Raw genomic sequence first — 19989 nt, forward strand, 5'->3', positions numbered from 1 at the left:
TGAACCATGAGTTTGCTCAACATCGGAATGTCCGGGCTTAACGCCAGTCAGGTGTCGTTGGCGACTGTCGGCAACAACATTGCCAACGCCAACACGGCTGGCTATTCACGTCAGCAAACAGTTCAGAGCAGCAATACGTCGAACCTGAATGGCGGCGTGTTTATCGGCAGCGGCACGACCCTGGCCGATGTGCGTCGGGTGTATAACGCCTACCTCGACAATCAGTTGCAAACCAGTACCTCGCTCAACAGCGATGCCAACGCCTATCTCGAGCAGGTCAGTCCGCTCGACAAGCTGTTCTCCGACAAGACCACGGGGATCAGCGCGGTATTGAGCAGCTTCTTCGCTGCGGTTCAAACCTCCGCAGGCACGCCGAACGACACCGCTTCGCGGCAGTTGCTGCTGACCAACGCGCAAACCTTGAGCAACCGTTTCAACGCCCTCGCGTCGCAGATGCAACAACAGAGCGAAGGGATCAACAGTCAGTTGACGACACTGACCGATAAGGTCAATCAGCTGACGACGTCGATTGCATCGTTGAACCAGCAGATTTCCCAGGCCAGCAGCTCGACCGGCAGCGGCCCGAGCAACCTGCTGGACGCTCGAAACGAAGCCGTTCGTACACTCAACGAACTGGTCGGGGTGACGGTCCAGGAGCAAAACGGCAGCTACAACGTATCCCTGGGCAACGGCCAGTCGTTGGTGCTGGGCAACACGGCGAATACGCTTTCCACTGCCCGCACAGGGATCGACAAGAGCCAGGTGTCGATCGTAGTCAACTCGCCGTCGTCCTCCAGTGACGTCACCTCGGTCATCAGCGGCGGCAAGATCGGTGGCCTGCTGCGTTATCGCGAAGACGTGCTTGCGCCGGCAATGAATGATCTGGGGCGCACCGCCCTGGTGGTGGCCGACAAGATCAACAGCCAGTTGGGCCAGGGCCTCGACGCCAACGGCGAATTCGGTGCTTCGTTGTTCTCCAGCATCAACAGCGCCGCGGCGATCAGCCAGCGCAGCCTGGCGTCGTCGAACAACAGCGCCGGCTCGGGCAATCTGGACGTCACCATCAGCAACTCCAGCGCACTGACCACCTTCGATTACGCAGTGACCTTTACCGCTGCGGACAAGTACACCGTCAAGCGTTCCGACGGCAAGGACATGGGCTCTTTCGACCTGACCCCGGCGGCAGAGATCGATGGCTTCAAGCTGGACCTCAATGGCGGTGCTCTGCAGGCCGGTGACACCTTCAAAGTGAGCCCGACCCGTGGCGCGGCGAGCGCCATCACCACCCAGCTGACCGACTCGAACAAGCTCGCGTTTGCCGGACCGCTGGTTGCCAACAGCAGTACGAGCAACGGCGGCACCGGTGCATTGACCCCGCCGGCGCTGTCCATGCCGTTGGACATCTACAGCGGCACCGACCTGGCAGACCTGCAAGCGGGCATCAAGAACTCCATGCCGGTGACACTCGCCTTCAAGGAAGCGGTGGGTGGCAGTCAAGGCTACGAAGTGTTCGACGCCACAGGGAAGAGCATCGGCCAGGGCACCATCGTGCCAGGCCAAAGCAATGATCTGACGATCAACGTTCCGATGCTCGACGCGTCCGGCGCACCGATTGCCGGCCAATCGTTTTCGTTCAACACGACCGTCAGCGGCTCGCCTTCGAAGAACGACAAGTACGAAGTCGCGTTCAACGTCGACGGCAAGAAAGACAACCGCAACGCCAACGAACTGTTGGGTTTGCAGACCAAGGCCACCGTGGGCGTGACAGGCGGCAACGCCGGCATGAGCATGACCACCGCCTACAGTCGCCTGGTCGAGCAGGTCGGTGCCAAGGCCAGCCAGGCCTTGGGCGACAGCTCCGCCACCGGGGCGATCCTGTCCCGCGCCAAATCGGAGGTCGCCTCGGTGTCCCAGGTCAACCTGGACGATGAGGCCGCCGACCTGGTCAAGTTTCAGCAGTACTACACCGCGTCGTCGCAGATCATCAAGGCCGCGCAAGAAACGTTCAGCACGCTGATCAACAGTCTTTAAGGGAGTCTTCGACGATGCGCATTTCCACCGCCCAGTATTTTGAGACAAGTGCGGCCAAGTACCAGAACAACTTTTCCTCGATTGTGAAGACTCAGGAGCAGATCACTTCCGGCGTGCGGATTCAGAGCGCGGGCGATGATCCGGTTGGCGCGGCGCAGTTGCTGATGTTGCAGCAGCAGAAGGACATGTTGGGGCAGTACAGTGCGAACATGGGCAGTATCAAGTATTCGTTGGCCAATGAAGAGAGCGTACTGGATAACATCAATACCGCCTTGCAGCGTGCTCGCGAACTGGCGTTGAGTGCCGGTGACGGCGGCAAGAGCGATGCAGATCGCAAGTCCATTGCCGCCGAGCTTGGCGAGATCGAAGCCAACGTACTGAGCCTGCTCAACAGCAAAGACCCTTCGGGCAATTACATGTTCGCGGGTTCGAAGTCGTCTACAGCTCCTTATGTGCGTAACAACGACGGCACCTATACCTATCAGGGTGATGACACTCAGCTGAGTCTGCAGGTGTCCAATACCTTGTCGATCACCGTCAATGACACGGGTAAAAGTATCCTGGAGTCGGCGACCAACTCGGGACGTACCCAGGCCATTCTGGATCCGTCCAAGCCCAATGATGGCACCGTTTCGGTGTCTGCCGGCTTGATGAACTCCAATGCGGCGTACACCAAGAACTTCACTGCCGGTGAGCCCTACGAACTGAAGTTTGTCGACAGCACGCATTACACCGTCGCCGACAAGGATGGCAATGACATCACTTCAGAACTGCCTGGTAATGGTGTATTCGACGCGAACAAAGAAGGCGGCTCGAGCATCAGCCTGCGCGGCGTGCAATTCGATATCACCCTGCGCCTCAAGGCGCCCGTCGACCCGGTCACCAACTTGCCCATGACCCCTGACGAAGAGGTCAAGGATCACGTGTTCGCGTTGGGCAGCAAGCCCGACAGCTTCAACGCTTCCCGGACCCCGAGCAATGATTCCACGGCAGTGGTCACAGGCTCCGGCATTGCGGACCCGGCAGCCTACGTGAACGGGTTCCCGAATACCGGCGTGGTGGTCAAGTTTACCGACGCCACCAATTACAAGGTCTATGCCCAGCCTATGGGGGCGAACAGCCAGTCGATCGGTGGCGGTGCGCTCACCGCTGGCTCGATCACGGTTGCCGGGGTAAAGCTCGACTTTACCGGCGCTCCGCAAGCGGACGATCAGTTCGTAGTGGGGGCGAGTGGCCATAAGACCCAAAGTGCCCTCGACACGTTGAGCCAGCTGCGCCAGGTTCTGGAAACGCCTTCTGATGAAAGTGTCATGCAGCAGATCAAGCTCAAGGACGCTTTGAACTCGGCCATCGGCAACCTGGCCAATTCCAGTGAGCAGGTTCTGAGCGTGCAGGGTGCAATCGGTGCGCGGTTGAATTCCGTGGATTTCGCCACTACCGAAAATACCAGCCTTGATCTGACAAATGCGAGCATGCAGGCAGCGATCGGTAATACCGATGTGGCGACTGCATCGATCGACCTGGCCTTTCAGCAGTCCTTGCTGCAGGCCTCGCAACTGGCGTTTGTGAAAATCGCCCAACTGAGCCTGTTCAACAAGCTTTGATCCCTTCCAGATTGCCGGCATCCAGGATGCCGGCAATGTCGCCTCTCTCCTTCGCTATCGCGTTTCGCTCACTTCTCGGTTTTTTGTCTGCCAAAGTGTGGTGGATCGCTTGTTTGTGGCTGGACGTTTAGTGCCAGCCACGCATAATGCGTGACCTGAGAGTCATAAAGCGCATCTTCACTGTATTGTGTAAAAAAGGATGGGCAGGGGGATGACCCTTGCCGGGCGTGTTTTCAGGGTTTCTGGAGCGTCTGTGCCGTATTTTTTTCGCTCGGTGAAATCCAGTATTGTCGTACCTCTCGGTCTTGCGAGCGGTGATCTCCAGCTATTTAGTATTGGGAAGCCACAATGATTGGCATAAAAAGCATTGCCAGCTACGTGCCTGCGAGCGGGCTGGATAACTATGCTCAGGGCGCGAAGTTCGAGAAGGATGAAGAGTTCATCCTCGGGAAAATCGGTTCGGCGTTCCTGCCGCGCAAGGATGCTACTCAGGAAACCTCGGACCTGTGTGTAGAAGCGGCCAATGCGCTGTTCGCCAACAACCCTCAGCTCGACCGTCAATCCATCGACGTGCTGATCGTCGTTACCCAGAATGGTGACGAAGAGGGCCTGCCGCACACCTCCGCCATCGTTCAGGACAAGCTCGGCCTGTCCACCCGGGTCGCCGCCTTTGATATTTCCCTGGGCTGCTCCGGTTACGTTTACGGCATCTACGCCATCAAGGGCTTCATGGAAGCCGCTGGCCTGAAGAACGGCCTGCTGATCACCGCAGACCCGTATTCGAAGATCGTCGACCCGGAAGACCGCAACACCACCATGCTGTTCGGCGACGCCGCCACAGCGACCTGGATGGGTGAAGAGGCGGTCTGGCAGCTGGGCAAGGCCAAATTCGGTACCGACGGTTCGGGTGCACCGCACCTGAAGGTGACCGATGGCGTGTTCTACATGAACGGGCGTCAGGTGTTCAACTTCGCCCTGCTCAAAGTGCCGGCGCACTTGCACGAATTGCTCAATGAGTCCGGTCTGACGTCCCAGGATGTCGACGCCTTCTGCATTCACCAAGGCAGTGCGGCCATCGTCGATGCCGTGGCGCGGCGATTCGAAGGTGAGCCGGAGAAGTTCATCAAGGACATGGTTGAGACCGGGAATACCGTGTCGTCGAGCATTCCGTTGCTGCTGGAAAAACACATGTTCGACTCCACCTGGCGGCGTGTGGCGATCAGTGGTTTCGGTGTGGGCCTGTCTTGGGGATCGGCGCTGATTCATCGCTCCTGACGCGTTAGTTATCCAACGCCAAAGAAAACGCCCATGACCAACGGTCATGGGCGTTTTTTCGTTCTGGGGTATTAGCGCAGGGCCTTGAAACCCAAGGAGTGGCACGTTGCTAGTAAAAAAATTCAAAAAAGCCCTCAAGCAACCTGCTTTCACGACGATAACCATTACGAAGGTTCTCTAGGCCATACCCGGCGGTTGCCAGGGCCGGAAGCCGCAGTACCCAACCAACGAGGAATTCGTCATGGCTTTATCAGTAAACACCAACATTACGTCGTTGACCGTTCAGCGTAACCTGAACAAAGCCGGCGATGCTCTGGGCACTTCGATGACCCGCTTGTCTTCCGGCCTGAAAATCAACAGCGCCAAAGACGACGCTGCCGGCATGCAGATCGCCAACCGTCTGACCTCCCAGGTCAAAGGCATGACCGTTGCGATCAACAACGCCAACAACGGTACTTCCATCGCCCAGACCGCTGAAGGCGCGATGCAAGAGTCGACCAACATTCTGCAGCGTCTGCGTGAGCTGGCCCTGAACTCCGCGAACGGTGACAAAAGCGCCGCTGACCGTGATTCCCTGCAACAGGAATTCACTGCCAAGGTTGGTGAACTGACCCGTATCGCTGCTACCACCACTTTCGGTGGTCGTAACCTGCTGGACGGTACTTTCCAGAACGTTGGCTTCCAGATCGGTTCCGACGCCAACCAGACCATCTCGTTCGGCATGAGCGACATCAGCGCTACCGGCCTGAAAGGTACTTTCAGCGAGGCTACTGTAGCTGGCGCGACTACTACTCTGTCGGCTGGTGTGACTGGTAACGCGATCACTCTGCCAGGCGGTACTCCAGCTACCACCACTACCTCTCCGCGTGTCCTGACCGGTACCGCTTTCGCTGCGCCAACTGCTAACGAAACCTTTGATATCAACGGCGCTACTGTCAACACCACTACTGCCGATGACATCGATACAACTCTTCTCGCTATCCAAAACGCTCTGACTACCGCAGGTAATACTGACATCACCGCTGCCAAAAACGGTGGCGGCACGGCTCTCGTCCTGACATCGGCATCTGGCGCTGCGATCAACATCGGCGGCACCACGACTTCCGGTCTGAGCGGCGGTGCTGTAACTGGTGGTGTCCCTACCACCACCCCAGCTGTCCCGGGCGCACTGACTGCCGCAGCTGAAATCAACATCAATGGTAAGAACGTTACTTTCGCTATCGGCGACGAACTCACCGATATCGCGGATAAAATCGACGCTGCCAACCTAACTGATAAGTTCGGTGTAACCGCTGAGGTAACCGACGGTCGTCTGCAACTGACTTCCACAGACGGCAAAGCAATCAAGCTGGGTAACGGCACTGGCGCAGCTGCCAACGGCGGCGCAGGTGCACTGGCCAAGCTGGGCCTGTCCGCTGGCACCACTGAAGCCAAGCTGACCGCTGCTACCTCGGTAAGCCTGAACGGTACCGAAGTGAAATTCACTGCTGGTTCGACCATGGCTGACATCGTTTCGTCGATCAACAGCGCAAGCACTGGCGTTACCGCCAGCGTCAACAAGACCGACAACTCCCTGCAGTTGTTCTCCACCAAAGACATCACCATCGCTGATGGTAGCTCGGGTAACGGCCTGAGCACTTTGGGTCTGACCACTGCTGCCGCCGCGACCACCAAAGCCATCAAAATGGAAACCACCGTTGCCGACCTGAGCGTTCTGACTTCGGCTAGCGCCCAGCAGACCATCCAGGCCCTGGACGGCGCGATCCAGCAGATCGACACTCAGCGTTCGCAACTGGGTGCGGTGCAAAACCGTTTCACCAGCACCGTTGCCAACCTGCAAAGCATCTCGGAAAACTCCACCGCAGCTCGTAGCCGCGTACAGGACGCCGACTTCGCTTCCGAAGCCGCTGAACTGACCAAGCAACAAACCCTGCAACAGGCGTCCACCGCGATCCTGTCCCAGGCTAACCAACTGCCATCCGCTGTTCTGAAGCTGCTTCAGTAATCTCGGTATCGGTTGATTAACGGAAGGGCGCGTTTACGTGCCCTTTCGTTTTTTTCAGTTTTGAGGTGATGTCATGGATATGAGCATTAAGCTGAACGCGCATTACCCTGCCGGTGCAACCCAGGCTGGCAGCGCCTCTGTCATTCAGGCGCAGCCTGTGGTCGAGAAAGACTCCGCGCCTGCGGACGAGACCCGGCGAGTTGCCCTGGAGAAGGCTGTAACCGATATTCGCGAGTTCGTTCAATCGACTCAGCGCAACCTGGATTTTTCCATCGATGACTCGACCGGTCGTGTCGTGGTCAAGGTGATAGCAACCGAAAGTGGCGAAGTGATTCGGCAGATTCCGTCAGAGACGGCGCTGAAACTTGCACAAAACCTGAGTGATGCCAGCAGCCTGCTGTTTGATACCAAGGCCTGATCTGGCATGAAATGTGTTTCTGACTGCCGTTAAGGCGCTATTCGCCAATAAAACGGCAGCCACAGGACAAGGAGAAAGCAGATGGCGAGTTCAACGATTACCGGCGTGGGTTCGGGCTTCGATACCCAGGGCATTGTCAAAGCCCTGGTCGCGGCCGAAAAAGCCCCCAAGCAAACCCAGATTACCAACCAGCAAAAAGACACCACGATTCAGTTGTCGGCAGTCGGCTCGGTGAAGGGCGCGCTGGAGGCATACCGCACCGCAATCAGCAAATTGAACAACGTGTCTGCCTTCAACGGCTTGGCGGGTACTTCGTCCGAAGACAAGAACGTCAAGGTCACCCTGGGCGATGGCGCGTCCAGCGGCAAGTACACCGTCGTCGTGCAGGATCTGGCTACGTCCTCGAAAGTCACCAGCAAGTTGTTTGCGGGTGGTGCAACGGGCAAGGCCAACACCACTGATGAAGCGCAGACGCTGACCATTACCCAGTCCGGCAAAAGCTACGATGTGTCGATTCCGGGTGGCGCGACCCTGAGCCAGGTGCGCGAATCGATCAATACCCAGCTTTCGGCCCAGGGTATCAGCGCCAACATTCTGAGTGATGCCAATGGTGCGCGCCTGGTTGTTGGTTCCACCACCACGGGCGCAGGCACCGACATTACCCTCAGTGGCAACTCCGAACTGGCCCAAGGCTACGACACTGGCGTGGCGGCGAAGAACGCCAAGTACACCATCGACGGCATCGCGCTGGAGTCCACGACCAACAAAGTGACTTCCGCCATCAGTGGTGTGACCCTGGATCTGCTTGCCAGTGACAAAGACAAGCCGATCACAGTCAATGTGGAAAGTAACTCTGCCACCCTGAAGACTTCGGTGCAGTCGTTCGTCACGGCCTACAACGCCTTGATGACCAGCATCAATACCCAGACCAAAGTCACCGCCACGGGCGATGCCTCGACCACCACGTCAGGCGCCCTCACGGGGGACGCATCGATGCGTCAGCTGGTGGCGAGCCTGCGCAGCGAGCTGGTCAACAGTTCGGGTTCGACCAGCATGACCGGACTGGCACAGATCGGCGTGACCACCGACCAGAAAACCGGGCTCTTGAGCCTGGATGACAAGGCGTGGGAAAAAGCGGTGGTCAAGAGCTCTGGTGATATCGCGAAGCTTTTCACCGGCGACGACGGTTTGATCACCCGCATGAACAAGGCGACTGACGCTTATGTAGGGACCGCCGGGCTTCTGGCCTCGCGTGTCACCGATCTGAACACCAAGTTGACCGACCTGACCACCCAGCAGTCGGACCTTGATCGTCGCATGGAAAGTATGCAGACGTCCCTGACGGCCAAGTACACGGCGATGGATACCCTGATCGCCAAGCTCAACGCCAGTAGTTCGAGCATCATGACAACGCTCAACTCGTTGAATAATCCGAAGTCGGATTGATCCATGAGGGAAAACCTCGGGAATTGATGCCGGATGGCCTCGGCTTTTTGGCCGAATTAAAGTTTTATGCCACGCAGTCGACAAAATGAACAGAGAGTTTTTTCGCCTGTAGCCTGTTACGAGGTAGCAACATGAATCCTATGAGAGCCCTTCGTCAGTATCAGAAGGTCAATTCCCACGCTCAGATATCCGAGGCCAGTCCTCATCGTCTGATTCAGATGCTGCTTGAAGGTGGTCTGGATCGACTGGCTCAGGCCAAGGGTGCACTGGCTCGCGGGGATATCGCCCAGAAGTGCCTGTTGATCACCAAGGCAATCGACATCATCACCGGTCTGCGCCAGGGTCTGGATGCGGAGAAGGCCGAAGATCCAGCCTCGATCGAACAGCTCGACAGTCTCTACGAATATATGAATGCGAGATTGGTGCAAGCCAACGCCGGCAATGACCCGCAAATCATCGACGAGGTCGTGAGCCTGCTCGTTACCGTGAAAAGCGGCTGGGATGCAATCGGCACCCCACAGGCCTGATGGCCGAGGATGACGTCATGAGTCAAGCACTCCAACGGATCGAACAAACCCGTGAAGCCTTGGTCGATGCCCTGGCCGAGCGCAACTGGGACGCCATCGGCGAACTGGATGCAGCTTGCCGGGAATGCGTCGAAGAAGTACTCAGCGAAGCACCCGTCGATGAAGACGCTGTTCGCAGCAATCTGGAAGGATTATTGGCGGTGTACAAAGATTTATTGACGGCGACAATGGGCGAGCGTCAGGCGATAGTCGAAGAGATGTCGCAGATGAACCAAGCGAAGAGCGCGGCAAAGGTTTACCATCTGTTTGGTTAATTAATCCCGCGGTTAATCCAGATATGTGCGCCATAAATTTGACTGTGCACGGTTTTTTGACTTAACTAGTGTGGCTGGTTCCAGGTTTCAGTCGTCTTCAGGCATATCAGGCCTGCAAGCGTTTAGCTTGCCCCAGCATTTTGGGCATTGAGTTGACTAGGGAAGTTGCTATTGCATGTGGCGTGAAACCAAAATTCTGCTGATTGATGACGATAGCGTCCGCCGCCGCGACCTGGCGGTGATCTTGAATTTTCTCGGTGAAGAAAATTTGCCTTGCGGCAGCCATGACTGGCAGCAGGCCGTCGGCTCTTTGTCGTCAAGTCGTGAAGTCATCTGTGTCCTGATCGGCACGGTCAATGCGCCTGGCGCAGTTGTGGGCTTGTTAAAGACACTCGCAACCTGGGATGAGTTCCTTCCGGTTTTGCTGATGGGCGATAATTCTTCCATTGACCTGCCTGAAGACCAGCGTCGTCGCGTGCTGTCGACCCTCGAAATGCCGCCCAGCTACAGCAAGCTGCTCGATTCGCTGCACCGTGCCCAGGTCTATCGCGAAATGTATGACCAGGCCCGTGAGCGCGGTCGTCATCGCGAACCCAATCTGTTTCGTAGCCTTGTCGGCACCAGCCGGGCGATTCAGCATGTCCGTCAGATGATGCAGCAAGTGGCCGACACCGATGCCAGCGTGTTGATCCTCGGCGAGTCCGGGACCGGCAAGGAAGTGGTTGCGCGTAACCTGCATTACCATTCCAAGCGCCGCGAAGCGCCGTTCGTGCCGGTCAACTGCGGGGCGATCCCGGCCGAGTTGCTGGAAAGCGAATTGTTCGGTCACGAGAAGGGCGCGTTCACTGGTGCTATCACCAGTCGTGCCGGGCGTTTCGAGCTGGCCAATGGCGGCACGCTGTTCCTCGATGAAATCGGCGACATGCCGCTGCCAATGCAGGTCAAGCTGCTGCGCGTATTGCAGGAACGCACCTTCGAGCGCGTGGGCAGCAACAAGACCCAGAGCGTCGACGTGCGCATCATCGCCGCCACCCACAAGAATCTCGAAAGCATGATCGAGATCGGCACCTTCCGCGAAGACCTGTACTACCGCCTGAACGTGTTCCCGATCGAGATGGCGCCGCTGCGCGAGCGCGTCGAAGACATACCGCTGCTGATGAACGAGTTGATCTCGCGCATGGAGCACGAGAAGCGTGGTTCGATCCGTTTCAACTCAGCCGCCATCATGTCCCTGTGCCGCCATGGCTGGCCGGGCAACGTCCGCGAGCTGGCCAACCTGGTGGAGCGCATGGCGATCATGCACCCCTATGGCGTCATCGGTGTGGTCGAATTGCCGAAGAAATTCCGCTACGTCGACGACGAAGACGAGCAGATGGTCGACAGCCTGCGCAGCGATCTCGAAGAGCGCGTGGCCATCAATGGGCATGCCCAGGACTTCAACGCCGGCGCCATGCTGCCGCCGGAAGGTCTGGACCTCAAAGACTATCTGGGCGGGCTCGAGCAAGGGCTGATTCAGCAGGCGCTGGATGATGCCAATGGCATCGTGGCGCGTGCCGCTGAGCGCCTGCGCATCCGTCGAACCACCCTGGTGGAGAAGATGCGCAAGTACGGCATGAGCCGTCGTGACGGTGATGAACAGGCGGATGATTGACGCCCGTTTTTCAACTTGTTCATTTGTAAGCGATTTTTTTTAGGCACGGGTATTGCTACGTCCCTCGCAACGTTCCGTTTCACTGACGGTCAACCAAGCGAGAGAGCACAATGCCCCAAGCCGCCCAGATGTCTCCTGTTCCTGATGCTTCGGAGTCATCGTCGTCCGTCGAGCAGGCGAGCCGGATGGGGCTTGAGCAGGCGTTCGCACTGTTCAATCAGATGTCCAGTCAATTAACCGATTCCTACAGCATGCTGGAAGCCCGGGTCACCGAGCTCAAGGGCGAGTTGGCGGTGGTCAGCGCGCAACGCATGCAGGAGTTGGCCGAAAAGGAACGCCTGGCCAACCGTCTGCAAAACCTGCTTGATCTGTTGCCTGGCGGCGTCATTGTCATCGATGCCCAAGGCATCGTGCGCGAGGCCAATCCGGCGGCTTGCGAGCTGCTCGGCCTGCCGCTCGAAGGCGAGTTGTGGCGTCATGTCATCGCCCGCTGCTTTGCGCCGCGCGAAGACGACGGGCATGAAGTCTCCCTCAAGGATGGTCGGCGCCTGTCGATAGCCACGCGCTCGCTGGATGCCGAGCCCGGTCAGTTGGTGCTGCTCAATGACCTGACCGAAACCCGCCACCTGCAGGATCAACTGGCGCGCCACGAGCGTTTGTCGTCCCTGGGGCGCATGGTCGCTTCACTGGCCCATCAGATTCGCACGCCGTTGTCGGCGGCGTTGCTGTATGCGAGCCATTTGACCGAACAGGAGTTGCCGGTCGCGACCCAGCAGCGCTTTGCCGGGCGTCTCAAGGAGCGCTTGCACGAGCTGGAGCATCAGGTGCGCGACATGCTGGTGTTCGCTCGTGGCGAGCTGCCGTTGACTGATCGCGTGACCCCTGGCCAGTTGATGCAGTCGCTGCAGGCTGCCGCGCTGACTCAGGTGCAGGATCTGCCGATCCGTTGGCAGTGCGACAGTCATTGCGGGGAGTTGCTGTGCAATCGCGACACCCTGGTCGGCGCGATCCTGAACTTGATCGAAAACGCCATTCAGGCCAGCGCCGGCGATTTGCGTCTGAAGGTTCATCTCTACACCCGTGGCAGCAGTCTGTGCCTGAGTGTCAGCGACAGCGGCAGCGGTATCGACGACGCCGTGCTGGCGCGTCTGGGTGAGCCGTTCTTCACCACCAAGACCAACGGAACGGGCCTTGGGCTGACCGTGGTCAAGGCCGTGGCGCGTGCGCATCAGGGAGAATTGCGCCTGCGTTCGCGACTCGGTCGCGGTACTTGCGCGCAAGTGATTCTGCCGTTGTTCAGCGGCACCCAGGGAGTGGAGTGACGGGCATGGGCATCAAGGTTTTACTGGTTGAGGACGACCGCGCTTTGCGCGAAGCACTGGCGGATACGCTGTTGCTGGCGGGGCATGATTACCAGGCTGTGGGCTCGGCGGAAGAGGCGTTGGTGGCGGTGGGCAGCGAGGCTTTCAGTCTGGTGCTCAGCGACGTCAACATGCCGGGCATGGACGGGCATCAATTGCTCGGCTTGCTACGGGCACGCCAGCCGCAATTGCCGGTGTTGCTGATGACCGCCCATGGTGCGGTGGAGCGCGCAGTCGACGCGATGCGCCAGGGCGCGGCGGACTATCTGGTCAAGCCGTTCGAGCCCAAGGCGCTGCTCGACCTGGTGGCGCGTCACGCCCTGGGCAATCTGGGTGTGTCTGACCATGACGGCCCGATTGCGTTCGAGCCGGCCAGCACCCAGTTGCTGGAACTGGCGGCGCGTGTGGCGCGCAGCGATTCCACGGTGTTGATTTCCGGTGAGTCGGGGACCGGCAAGGAAGTGCTGGCGCGGTACATCCATCAGCATTCCCATCGCGCCAATCAGCCGTTTGTGGCGATCAACTGCGCAGCGATACCGGACAACATGCTCGAAGCCACCTTGTTCGGCCACGAAAAGGGTTCTTTCACCGGCGCCATCGCCGCGCAGGCGGGCAAGTTCGAACAGGCTGACGGCGGGACGCTGCTGCTCGATGAAATTTCCGAAATGCCCCTGGGGCTTCAAGCCAAGTTGCTGCGGGTGCTTCAGGAGCGCGAAGTTGAGCGGGTGGGTGGGCGCAAGCCGATCAGTCTGGATATCCGCGTGGTTGCCACGACCAATCGGGATCTGGCGGCAGAGGTTGCGTCGGGGCGCTTCCGTGAAGATCTTTTCTATCGTCTGTCGGTGTTCCCTTTGGCCTGGCGGCCTCTGCGCGAGCGCACCGCCGATATCCTGCCGCTGGCCGAGCGTCTGCTGGCCAAGCACGTCAATAAAATGAAGCACGCGCCAGCGCGGCTGTCGCCCGAGGCTCAGGCGTGTCTGGTCGGTTATCCGTGGCCGGGGAACGTGCGGGAGTTGGACAACGCGATCCAGCGCGCCTTGATTCTTCAGCAGGGCGGGTTGATTCAGCCGCAGGATTTTTGTCTGGTCGGGGTGGTGGCCTGCGCGCCGTTGCCCGTTGCGTCGGCGGAGCCTGTTCGTGCCTCGCAAAGCGAGCCTGAATCAGTCGGTGCCTTGGGTGACGACCTGCGTCGCCGTGAATTCCAGATGATCATCGACACCTTGCGCACCGAGCGCGGTCGCCGCAAAGAGGCGGCGCAGCGCCTGGGCATCAGCCCGCGAACCCTGCGCTACAAGCTGGCGCAAATGCGCGATGCCGGCATGGATGTAGAGGCTTACCTGTTCGCGACCTGAGGGTCTGGCGAACAACCCTGTTCACCACATCCGATCCTGTAGGAGCAGGCTTGCCGGCGAATCGATGGTGGCTGTGACGCCGCTTTCGCTGGCAAGCCAGCTCCTACAGGGGGTGAGATGTCTGGAAAGGGCTTTTGTTAGGTGAGGTCATGGAGCTGGCACCCTTGTTGCTAACACCTCAGTGCCCGCCGCGTGAGTGTCAAAAAATTGCGGGTCGCCCAAGAGAGTAGATCATGAGCCAAGGTATCGAATTTAATCGATTGATGCTGGATATGCGCGCCATGCAAATGGATGCCATGTCTGCGCCGAAATCGACTGCCGCCGTCCCGGAACTGGCGGGCAGCAGCTTTTCCGACATGCTCGGTCAGGCCGTCAATAAAGTGAACGACACCCAGCAGGCTTCTACTCAGTTGGCCAGCGCTTTCGAAATCGGTAAAAGCGGTGTCGACCTGACGGACGTGATGGTTTCCTCGCAGAAAGCCAGCGTCTCATTCCAGGCGCTGACCCAAGTGCGCAACAAGCTGGTTCAGGCCTACCAAGACATCATGCAGATGCCGGTTTAAAGGACGAGATTGAGTCATGGCAGAAGCAGTCGCCGATAACGTTCCGGCCAAGTCCACCTCAAACGACGGCAAGCCGCCGCTGTTCGGGTTGTCCTTTCTGGAAAACCTCTCCGAGATGACCGTGTTGCGTCAGGTAGGCCTGTTGGTTGGCCTGGCAGCGAGCGTGGCGATTGGTTTTGCCGTGGTGTTGTGGTCCCAGCAGCCGGACTATCGGCCTCTGTACGGCAGCCTTGCCGGTATGGACGCCAAACAGGTCATGGATACCCTGGCCTCGGCCGATATTCCCTACACCGTCGAACCGAACTCCGGCGCGTTGTTGGTCAAGGCCGAAGACTTGTCCCGTGCGCGGCTCAAGCTCGCGGGCGCTGGTGTCACGCCCAGCGATGGCAACATCGGCTTTGAGATTCTCGACAAGGAGCAAGGCCTGGGGACCAGCCAGTTCATGGAGGCGACCCGTTATCGTCGTGGTCTCGAAGGCGAACTGGCCCGCACCATTTCCAGCCTGAACAACGTCAAGGGTGCCCGTGTGCATCTGGCGATTCCGAAGAGTTCGGTGTTCGTGCGCGACGAACGCAAGCCCAGTGCTTCGGTTCTGGTTGAGTTGTATTCCGGTCGTTCGCTGGAGCCGGGGCAGGTCGTGGCGATCATCAACCTGGTGGCGACCAGCGTCCCTGAACTGAGCAAGTCGCAGATCACCGTGGTCGACCAGAAGGGCAACCTGCTCTCCGATCAGGCGGAAAACTCCGAACTGACCATGGCCGGCAAGCAATTCGATTACAGCCGTCGCATGGAAAGCATGCTTACCCAGCGTGTGCACAATATTCTGCAGCCGGTGCTGGGCAATGATCGCTACAAAGCCGAAGTCTCGGCCGACGTGGATTTCAGCGCCGTCGAATCGACCTCCGAGCAGTTCAACCCGGACCAACCGGCGTTGCGCAGCGAGCAGTCGGTCAACGAACAACGCACCGCCAGCAATGGCCCGCAAGGGGTGCCGGGTGCCCTGAGCAATCAGCCACCGGCGCCGGCCTCCGCGCCGCAAACCACCGGTGGCGCCACGGCGTCGGCGGGCATGGTGCAACCAGGTCAGCCGCTGATCGATGCCAACGGTCAGCAAATCATGGATCCGGCCACCGGCCAGCCGATGCTCGCGCCGTATCCGGCGGACAAGCGTCAGCAATCGACCAGGAACTTCGAGCTGGATCGTTCGATCAGCCACACCAAGCAACAGCAGGGTCGATTGAATCGCCTGTCGGTGTCGGTCGTGGTCGACGATCAGGTCGTGATCAACCCGGCCAACGGTGAAACCAGCCGCGCGCCCTGGAGCGCCGATCAATTGGCGCGCTTCACGCGGCTGGTTCAGGATGCGGTCGGTTTCGATGCCAGCCGTGGCGACAGTGTCAGCGTGATCAACATGCCGTTCTCCGCGGAGCGCGGAGAGGTGATTGCCGAAGCTGCGTTCTATTCCCAGCCGTGGTTCTGGGACATCGTCAAGCAACTGCTGGGTGTGCTGTTCATTCTGGTGCTGGTGTTCGGCGTGCTGCGTCCGGTGCTCAACAACATCACCGGTGGCGGCAAAGACAAGCAACTGGCCGGCATCGGCAGCGATGTCGAACTGGGTGGCATGGGCGGTCTGGATGGCGAACTGGCCAACGACCGTGTCAGCCTCGGCGGCCCGCAAAGCATTCTGCTGCCGAGCCCAAGCGAAGGCTATGACGCTCAGTTGAACGCAATCAAGAGTCTGGTGGCTGAAGACCCGGGTCGCGTGGCCCAGGTCGTGAAAGAGTGGATTAACGCAGATGAGTGATAACCGAGCCGCTACCGTCAAACTCAACAAGGTCGACAAAGCCGCGATCCTGTTGCTGTCACTGGGCTCAACCGACGCTGCCCAAGTGCTGCGCCACATGGGGCCCAAAGAGGTTCAGCGTGTGGGCATGGCCATGGCGCAGATGGGCAATGTGCATCGCGAGCAGGTCGAGCAGGTCATGCGAGAGTTCGTCGACATCGTCGGCGACCAGACCAGCCTGGGCGTCGGCTCCGACGATTACGTGCGCAAGATGCTCACCCAGGCGTTGGGCGAAGACAAGGCCAACGGCCTGATCGACCGCATCCTGCTCGGCGGCAACACCAGCGGCCTCGACAGCCTGAAATGGATGGAGCCACGTGCCGTCGCCGACGTGATCCGCTACGAGCACCCACAGATCCAGGCGATCGTGGTGGCCTACCTCGATCCGGACCAGGCCGGTGAAGTGCTGGGCAACTTCGACCATAAGGTGCGCCTGGACATCATTCTGCGGGTTTCATCGCTGAACACGGTGCAGCCGGCAGCCCTGAAAGAACTCAACCAGATTCTCGAGAAGCAGTTCTCCGGCAACTCGAATGCCTCGCGCACCAACCTGGGCGGCATCAAGCGCGCAGCGGACATCATGAACTTCCTCGACAGCTCGATCGAAGGCCAGCTCATGGACTCGATCCGCGAAGTCGACGAAGACCTGTCCGGCCAGATCGAAGACCTCATGTTCGTGTTCAACAACCTGGCCGATGTCGACGATCGCGGCATTCAGGCGTTGCTGCGCGAGGTGTCCTCGGACGTGCTGGTGCTCGCGCTCAAAGGCTCGGACGAAGGCGTCAAGGAAAAGATCTTCAAGAACATGTCCAAGCGTGCAGCCGAACTGTTGCGCGACGACCTGGAAGCCAAAGGCCCTGTGCGCGTCAGCGATGTCGAAACCGCGCAGAAGGAAATCCTCACCATCGCCCGCCGTATGGCCGAAGCCGGAGAAATCGTGCTCGGTGGCAAGGGCGGCGAGGAAATGATCTGACCCCATGGCCAAGCATGATGAAGTGCACTCTGAGCTGATTCGGGCCGGGGTTGTCAGTGGTTTCGATACCTGGGCGTTGCCCAGTTTCGATCCGCCGGCACCCGAGCCTGAACCGCAGCCGGAGCCGGAACCCGAGCCGCCGGAAATGGAGGAAGTGCCGCTGGAGGAAGTCCAGCCACTGACCCTCGAAGAGCTCGAAAGCATCCGCCAGGAAGCCTACAACGAAGGCTTCGCCGTGGGCGAAAAGGAAGGCTTTCACAGCGCCACGCTCAAGGTCCGTCAGGAAGCGGACGTGGCTCTGACGGCGAAAGTCTCGGCCCTGGAGCAACTGATGTCGCGCCTGTTCGAGCCTATCGCCGAACAGGACACGCTGATTGAAAAATCCTTGGTCGATCTTGTGCAGCACATCACTCGGCAAGTGATCCAGCGCGAACTGGCGATCGATTCGACGCAACTCGAACACGTGATGCGCGACGCGCTCAAGCTATTGCCGCTGGGTGCGAACAATGTGCGGCTGTACATCAATCCGCAGGATTTCGCCCAGGTCAAAGCCCTGCGCGAACGCCATGAGGAAACCTGGCGCATTGTCGAGGATGAGTCGCTGTTGCCGGGTGGTTGCCGGGTCGAGACCGAGCACAGTCGCATCGACGCTACCGTGGAAACCCGGGTCGCGCGGGTCATGGACAAGCTGCTCGATCAGTTGCACGAACAGGCGCTGCACCCGGCCGCGCCTGACTTGAGCGTCGATTTGACGGCAACAGCCAAACCGGCGGTCGCGCCTGAACCGGATGCACCTGATGCGCCTTGACCGCACCAGCTTTGCCAAGCGCCTGAGCAGTTACGCCGAGGCCACGACACTGGCCGGCGCACCGATCCTCGAGGGGCGCCTGCTGCGCATGGTCGGCCTGACCCTCGAAGCCGAAGGCCTGCGCGCCGCCATGGGCAGCCGCTGCATGGTCATCAACGATGACAGCTATCACCCGGTGCAGGTTGAAGCCGAAGTCATGGGTTTCTCCGGCAACAAAGTCTTTCTGATGCCCGTCGGCAGCGTTGCCGGCATTGCGCCCGGCGCCCGCGTGGTGCCGCTGTCTGACAGTGGCCGGCTGCCGATGGGCATGAGCATGCTGGGGCGTGTGCTCGACGGTGCCGGGCGTGCGCTGGACGGCAAGGGCGGAATGAAAGCCGAAGACTGGGTGCCGATGGACGGCCCGACGATCAACCCGCTCAAACGCGAGCCGATCAGCGAGCCGCTGGATGTGGGCATTCGCTGCATCAACGGCATGCTGACGGTCGGTCGTGGTCAGCGGCTCGGGCTGTTCGCCGGTACCGGTGTCGGTAAATCCGTGTTATTGGGGATGATGACGCGCTTCACCGAGGCCGACATCATCGTCGTCGGGCTGATCGGTGAGCGGGGTCGTGAAGTCAAAGAGTTCATCGAGCACATCCTCGGTGAAGAAGGGCTCAAGCGTTCGGTGGTGGTGGCGTCCCCGGCGGACGATGCGCCGTTGATGCGTCTGCGCGCCGCGATGTATTGCACGCGAATCGCCGAGTATTTCCGCGACAAGGGCAAGAATGTCTTGCTGCTCATGGATTCGCTGACCCGTTTTGCCCAGGCCCAGCGGGAAATCGCCCTGGCCATCGGCGAGCCGCCCGCGACCAAGGGCTATCCGCCGTCGGTGTTCGCCAAGCTGCCGAAACTGGTGGAGCGGGCGGGTAATGCGGAGAAGGGCGGTGGCTCGATCACCGCGTTCTACACCGTGCTGTCCGAGGGCGATGACCAGCAGGATCCGATAGCCGACTCAGCGCGAGGCGTGCTCGACGGTCACATCGTGCTGTCCCGGCGACTGGCCGAAGAAGGGCATTACCCTGCCATCGATATCGAGGCCTCCATCAGCCGGGTGATGCCGGCCGTGGTTTCGCCGGAACACATGATGCGCGCGCAATACTTCAAGCAGTTGTGGTCGCGCTATCAGCAGAGCCGCGACCTGATCAGCGTCGGCGCTTACGTCGCCGGTGGCGACCGCGAGACCGATCTGGCGATTTCCCTGCAGCCGCAATTGGTCAAATACCTGCGCCAGGGCCTCAACGACAGCATCAGCCTGGGCGAAAGCGAAGCGTATCTCGCCTCGATCTTCGCGCCAGCGGCGGGCGGTTAACCGGTCATGGCCCAGACTCGTGCAGGGCGTTTGGCCCCCGTGGTGGAAATGGCCGAAAAAGCCGAGAAAACCGCGGTGCAGCGTCTGGGGCATTTCCAGGGGCAGGTGCGGCTGGCAGAAAGCAAACTCGCCGACCTCGAAGCCTTTCGTCTGGATTATCAGGAACAATGGATCGTGCGCGGCAGCGGTGGCGTCTCCGGCCAATGGTTGCTGGGCTATCAGGGCTTTCTCGCGCAACTGGGGACGGCCATCGACCAGCAGCGTCAAAGCCTCGCCTGGCATCAGAACAATCTGAACAAGGCCCGGGAAACCTGGCAGCAGGCGTTTGCCCGGGTCGAAGGTTTGCGCAAGCTGGTGCAGCGTTATGCCGATGAGGCAAGGGCGCTGGAAGATCGGCGCGAGCAAAAGTTGATGGATGAATTGTCTCAGCGCTTGCCGCGGGACAATCCGTATTGATTGTAGGGTTTAAA

General features: G+C 59.6%; 17 protein-coding genes. All 17 read left to right on the forward strand.

Going from position 1 to position 19989, the window contains the following annotated elements:
* Positions 1–6: 6 nt before the first annotated feature.
* The gene (flgK, locus tag QMK58_RS08800) at positions 7–2031 is read left to right on the forward strand and encodes a flagellar hook-associated protein FlgK (protein WP_320396158.1); all 2025 of its coding nucleotides are present in this window, start codon (positions 7–9) and stop codon (positions 2029–2031) included.
* A gap of 14 nt (positions 2032–2045) precedes the next feature.
* Positions 2046–3635, forward strand: a complete 1590-nt coding sequence (locus tag QMK58_RS08805) for a flagellar hook-associated protein 3 (protein ID WP_053156564.1) — start codon at positions 2046–2048, stop codon at positions 3633–3635.
* A 348-nt stretch (positions 3636–3983) separates the two neighbouring features.
* Positions 3984–4910 (forward strand): ketoacyl-ACP synthase III, encoded by a 927-nt coding sequence (locus tag QMK58_RS08810; protein ID WP_320396159.1) that lies wholly within the window; start codon positions 3984–3986, stop codon positions 4908–4910.
* A gap of 241 nt (positions 4911–5151) precedes the next feature.
* Positions 5152–6915 carry a flagellin gene (locus tag QMK58_RS08815; RefSeq protein ID WP_320396160.1) on the forward strand — a complete coding sequence of 588 codons (1764 nt, stop codon included), beginning with the start codon at positions 5152–5154 and terminating at the stop codon, positions 6913–6915.
* Positions 6916–6988: 73 nt separating this feature from the next.
* Positions 6989–7333 (forward strand): flagellar protein FlaG, encoded by a 345-nt coding sequence (locus QMK58_RS08820; protein ID WP_053156571.1) that lies wholly within the window; start codon positions 6989–6991, stop codon positions 7331–7333.
* Positions 7334–7414: 81 nt separating this feature from the next.
* Positions 7415–8779, forward strand: coding sequence for a flagellar filament capping protein FliD (fliD, locus tag QMK58_RS08825; RefSeq protein ID WP_053156572.1), 1365 nt, complete (start codon positions 7415–7417; stop codon positions 8777–8779).
* Between the two features lie 131 nt (positions 8780–8910).
* Positions 8911–9306 carry a flagellar export chaperone FliS gene (fliS, locus tag QMK58_RS08830; RefSeq protein WP_053156575.1) on the forward strand — a complete coding sequence of 132 codons (396 nt, stop codon included), beginning with the start codon at positions 8911–8913 and terminating at the stop codon, positions 9304–9306.
* Positions 9307–9323: 17 nt separating this feature from the next.
* Positions 9324–9620: a flagellar protein FliT gene (gene fliT, locus QMK58_RS08835; protein WP_053157081.1), complete on the forward strand. Its 297-nt coding sequence runs from the start codon at positions 9324–9326 to the stop codon at positions 9618–9620.
* A 175-nt stretch (positions 9621–9795) separates the two neighbouring features.
* Positions 9796–11271, forward strand: coding sequence for a sigma-54 dependent transcriptional regulator (locus tag QMK58_RS08840; protein WP_053156578.1), 1476 nt, complete (start codon positions 9796–9798; stop codon positions 11269–11271).
* A 128-nt stretch (positions 11272–11399) separates the two neighbouring features.
* Positions 11400–12593 carry a sensor histidine kinase gene (locus QMK58_RS08845; protein ID WP_172681809.1) on the forward strand — a complete coding sequence of 398 codons (1194 nt, stop codon included), beginning with the start codon at positions 11400–11402 and terminating at the stop codon, positions 12591–12593.
* A gap of 5 nt (positions 12594–12598) precedes the next feature.
* Positions 12599–13984, forward strand: coding sequence for a sigma-54 dependent transcriptional regulator (locus QMK58_RS08850; RefSeq protein WP_320396161.1), 1386 nt, complete (start codon positions 12599–12601; stop codon positions 13982–13984).
* 233 nt (positions 13985–14217) lie between these two features.
* On the forward strand, positions 14218–14547 hold the full coding sequence (gene fliE, locus QMK58_RS08855) for a flagellar hook-basal body complex protein FliE (protein WP_053156587.1): 330 nt from the start codon (positions 14218–14220) through the stop codon (positions 14545–14547).
* A 16-nt stretch (positions 14548–14563) separates the two neighbouring features.
* Positions 14564–16351 (forward strand): flagellar basal-body MS-ring/collar protein FliF, encoded by a 1788-nt coding sequence (gene fliF, locus QMK58_RS08860; RefSeq protein WP_053156589.1) that lies wholly within the window; start codon positions 14564–14566, stop codon positions 16349–16351.
* A complete protein-coding gene (fliG, locus tag QMK58_RS08865) occupies positions 16344–17363 on the forward strand; it encodes a flagellar motor switch protein FliG (protein WP_053156594.1) in 1020 nt (339 codons plus the stop codon). Before fliF ends, fliG begins: the two co-directional genes overlap by 8 nt.
* Before the next feature lie 4 nt (positions 17364–17367).
* A complete protein-coding gene (gene fliH / locus QMK58_RS08870) occupies positions 17368–18171 on the forward strand; it encodes a flagellar assembly protein FliH (protein ID WP_053156597.1) in 804 nt (267 codons plus the stop codon).
* Positions 18161–19519: a flagellar protein export ATPase FliI gene (gene fliI / locus QMK58_RS08875; RefSeq protein WP_053156600.1), complete on the forward strand. Its 1359-nt coding sequence runs from the start codon at positions 18161–18163 to the stop codon at positions 19517–19519. Before fliH ends, fliI begins: the two co-directional genes overlap by 11 nt.
* A gap of 6 nt (positions 19520–19525) precedes the next feature.
* The gene (fliJ, locus tag QMK58_RS08880; RefSeq protein WP_053156603.1) at positions 19526–19975 is read left to right on the forward strand and encodes a flagellar export protein FliJ; all 450 of its coding nucleotides are present in this window, start codon (positions 19526–19528) and stop codon (positions 19973–19975) included.
* Positions 19976–19989 lie beyond the last annotated feature (14 nt).

This window comes from Pseudomonas sp. P8_241, assembly GCF_034008315.1.
GTDB lineage: Bacteria > Pseudomonadota > Gammaproteobacteria > Pseudomonadales > Pseudomonadaceae > Aquipseudomonas.

Bases quoted from the DNA above. Each gene is read 5' to 3' on its own strand.
- fliT (WP_053157081.1), top strand. From the start codon at position 9,324: ATGAGTCAAGCACTCCAACGGATCGAACAAACCCGTGAAGCCTTGGTC.
- fliD (WP_053156572.1), top strand. From the start codon at position 7,415: ATGGCGAGTTCAACGATTACCGGCGTGGGTTCGGGCTTCGATACCCAG.
- fliI (WP_053156600.1), top strand. From the start codon at position 18,161: ATGCGCCTTGACCGCACCAGCTTTGCCAAGCGCCTGAGCAGTTACGCC.
- fliG (WP_053156594.1), top strand. From the start codon at position 16,344: ATGAGTGATAACCGAGCCGCTACCGTCAAACTCAACAAGGTCGACAAA.
- fliS (WP_053156575.1), top strand. From the start codon at position 8,911: ATGAATCCTATGAGAGCCCTTCGTCAGTATCAGAAGGTCAATTCCCAC.
- fliF (WP_053156589.1), top strand. From the start codon at position 14,564: ATGGCAGAAGCAGTCGCCGATAACGTTCCGGCCAAGTCCACCTCAAAC.
- QMK58_RS08845 (WP_172681809.1), top strand. From the start codon at position 11,400: ATGTCTCCTGTTCCTGATGCTTCGGAGTCATCGTCGTCCGTCGAGCAG.
- QMK58_RS08840 (WP_053156578.1), top strand. From the start codon at position 9,796: ATGTGGCGTGAAACCAAAATTCTGCTGATTGATGACGATAGCGTCCGC.
- fliJ (WP_053156603.1), top strand. From the start codon at position 19,526: ATGGCCCAGACTCGTGCAGGGCGTTTGGCCCCCGTGGTGGAAATGGCC.
- QMK58_RS08805 (WP_053156564.1), top strand. From the start codon at position 2,046: ATGCGCATTTCCACCGCCCAGTATTTTGAGACAAGTGCGGCCAAGTAC.
- QMK58_RS08820 (WP_053156571.1), top strand. From the start codon at position 6,989: ATGGATATGAGCATTAAGCTGAACGCGCATTACCCTGCCGGTGCAACC.
- fliH (WP_053156597.1), top strand. From the start codon at position 17,368: ATGGCCAAGCATGATGAAGTGCACTCTGAGCTGATTCGGGCCGGGGTT.
- QMK58_RS08810 (WP_320396159.1), top strand. From the start codon at position 3,984: ATGATTGGCATAAAAAGCATTGCCAGCTACGTGCCTGCGAGCGGGCTG.
- QMK58_RS08815 (WP_320396160.1), top strand. From the start codon at position 5,152: ATGGCTTTATCAGTAAACACCAACATTACGTCGTTGACCGTTCAGCGT.
- fliE (WP_053156587.1), top strand. From the start codon at position 14,218: ATGAGCCAAGGTATCGAATTTAATCGATTGATGCTGGATATGCGCGCC.
- QMK58_RS08850 (WP_320396161.1), top strand. From the start codon at position 12,599: ATGGGCATCAAGGTTTTACTGGTTGAGGACGACCGCGCTTTGCGCGAA.
- flgK (WP_320396158.1), top strand. From the start codon at position 7: ATGAGTTTGCTCAACATCGGAATGTCCGGGCTTAACGCCAGTCAGGTG.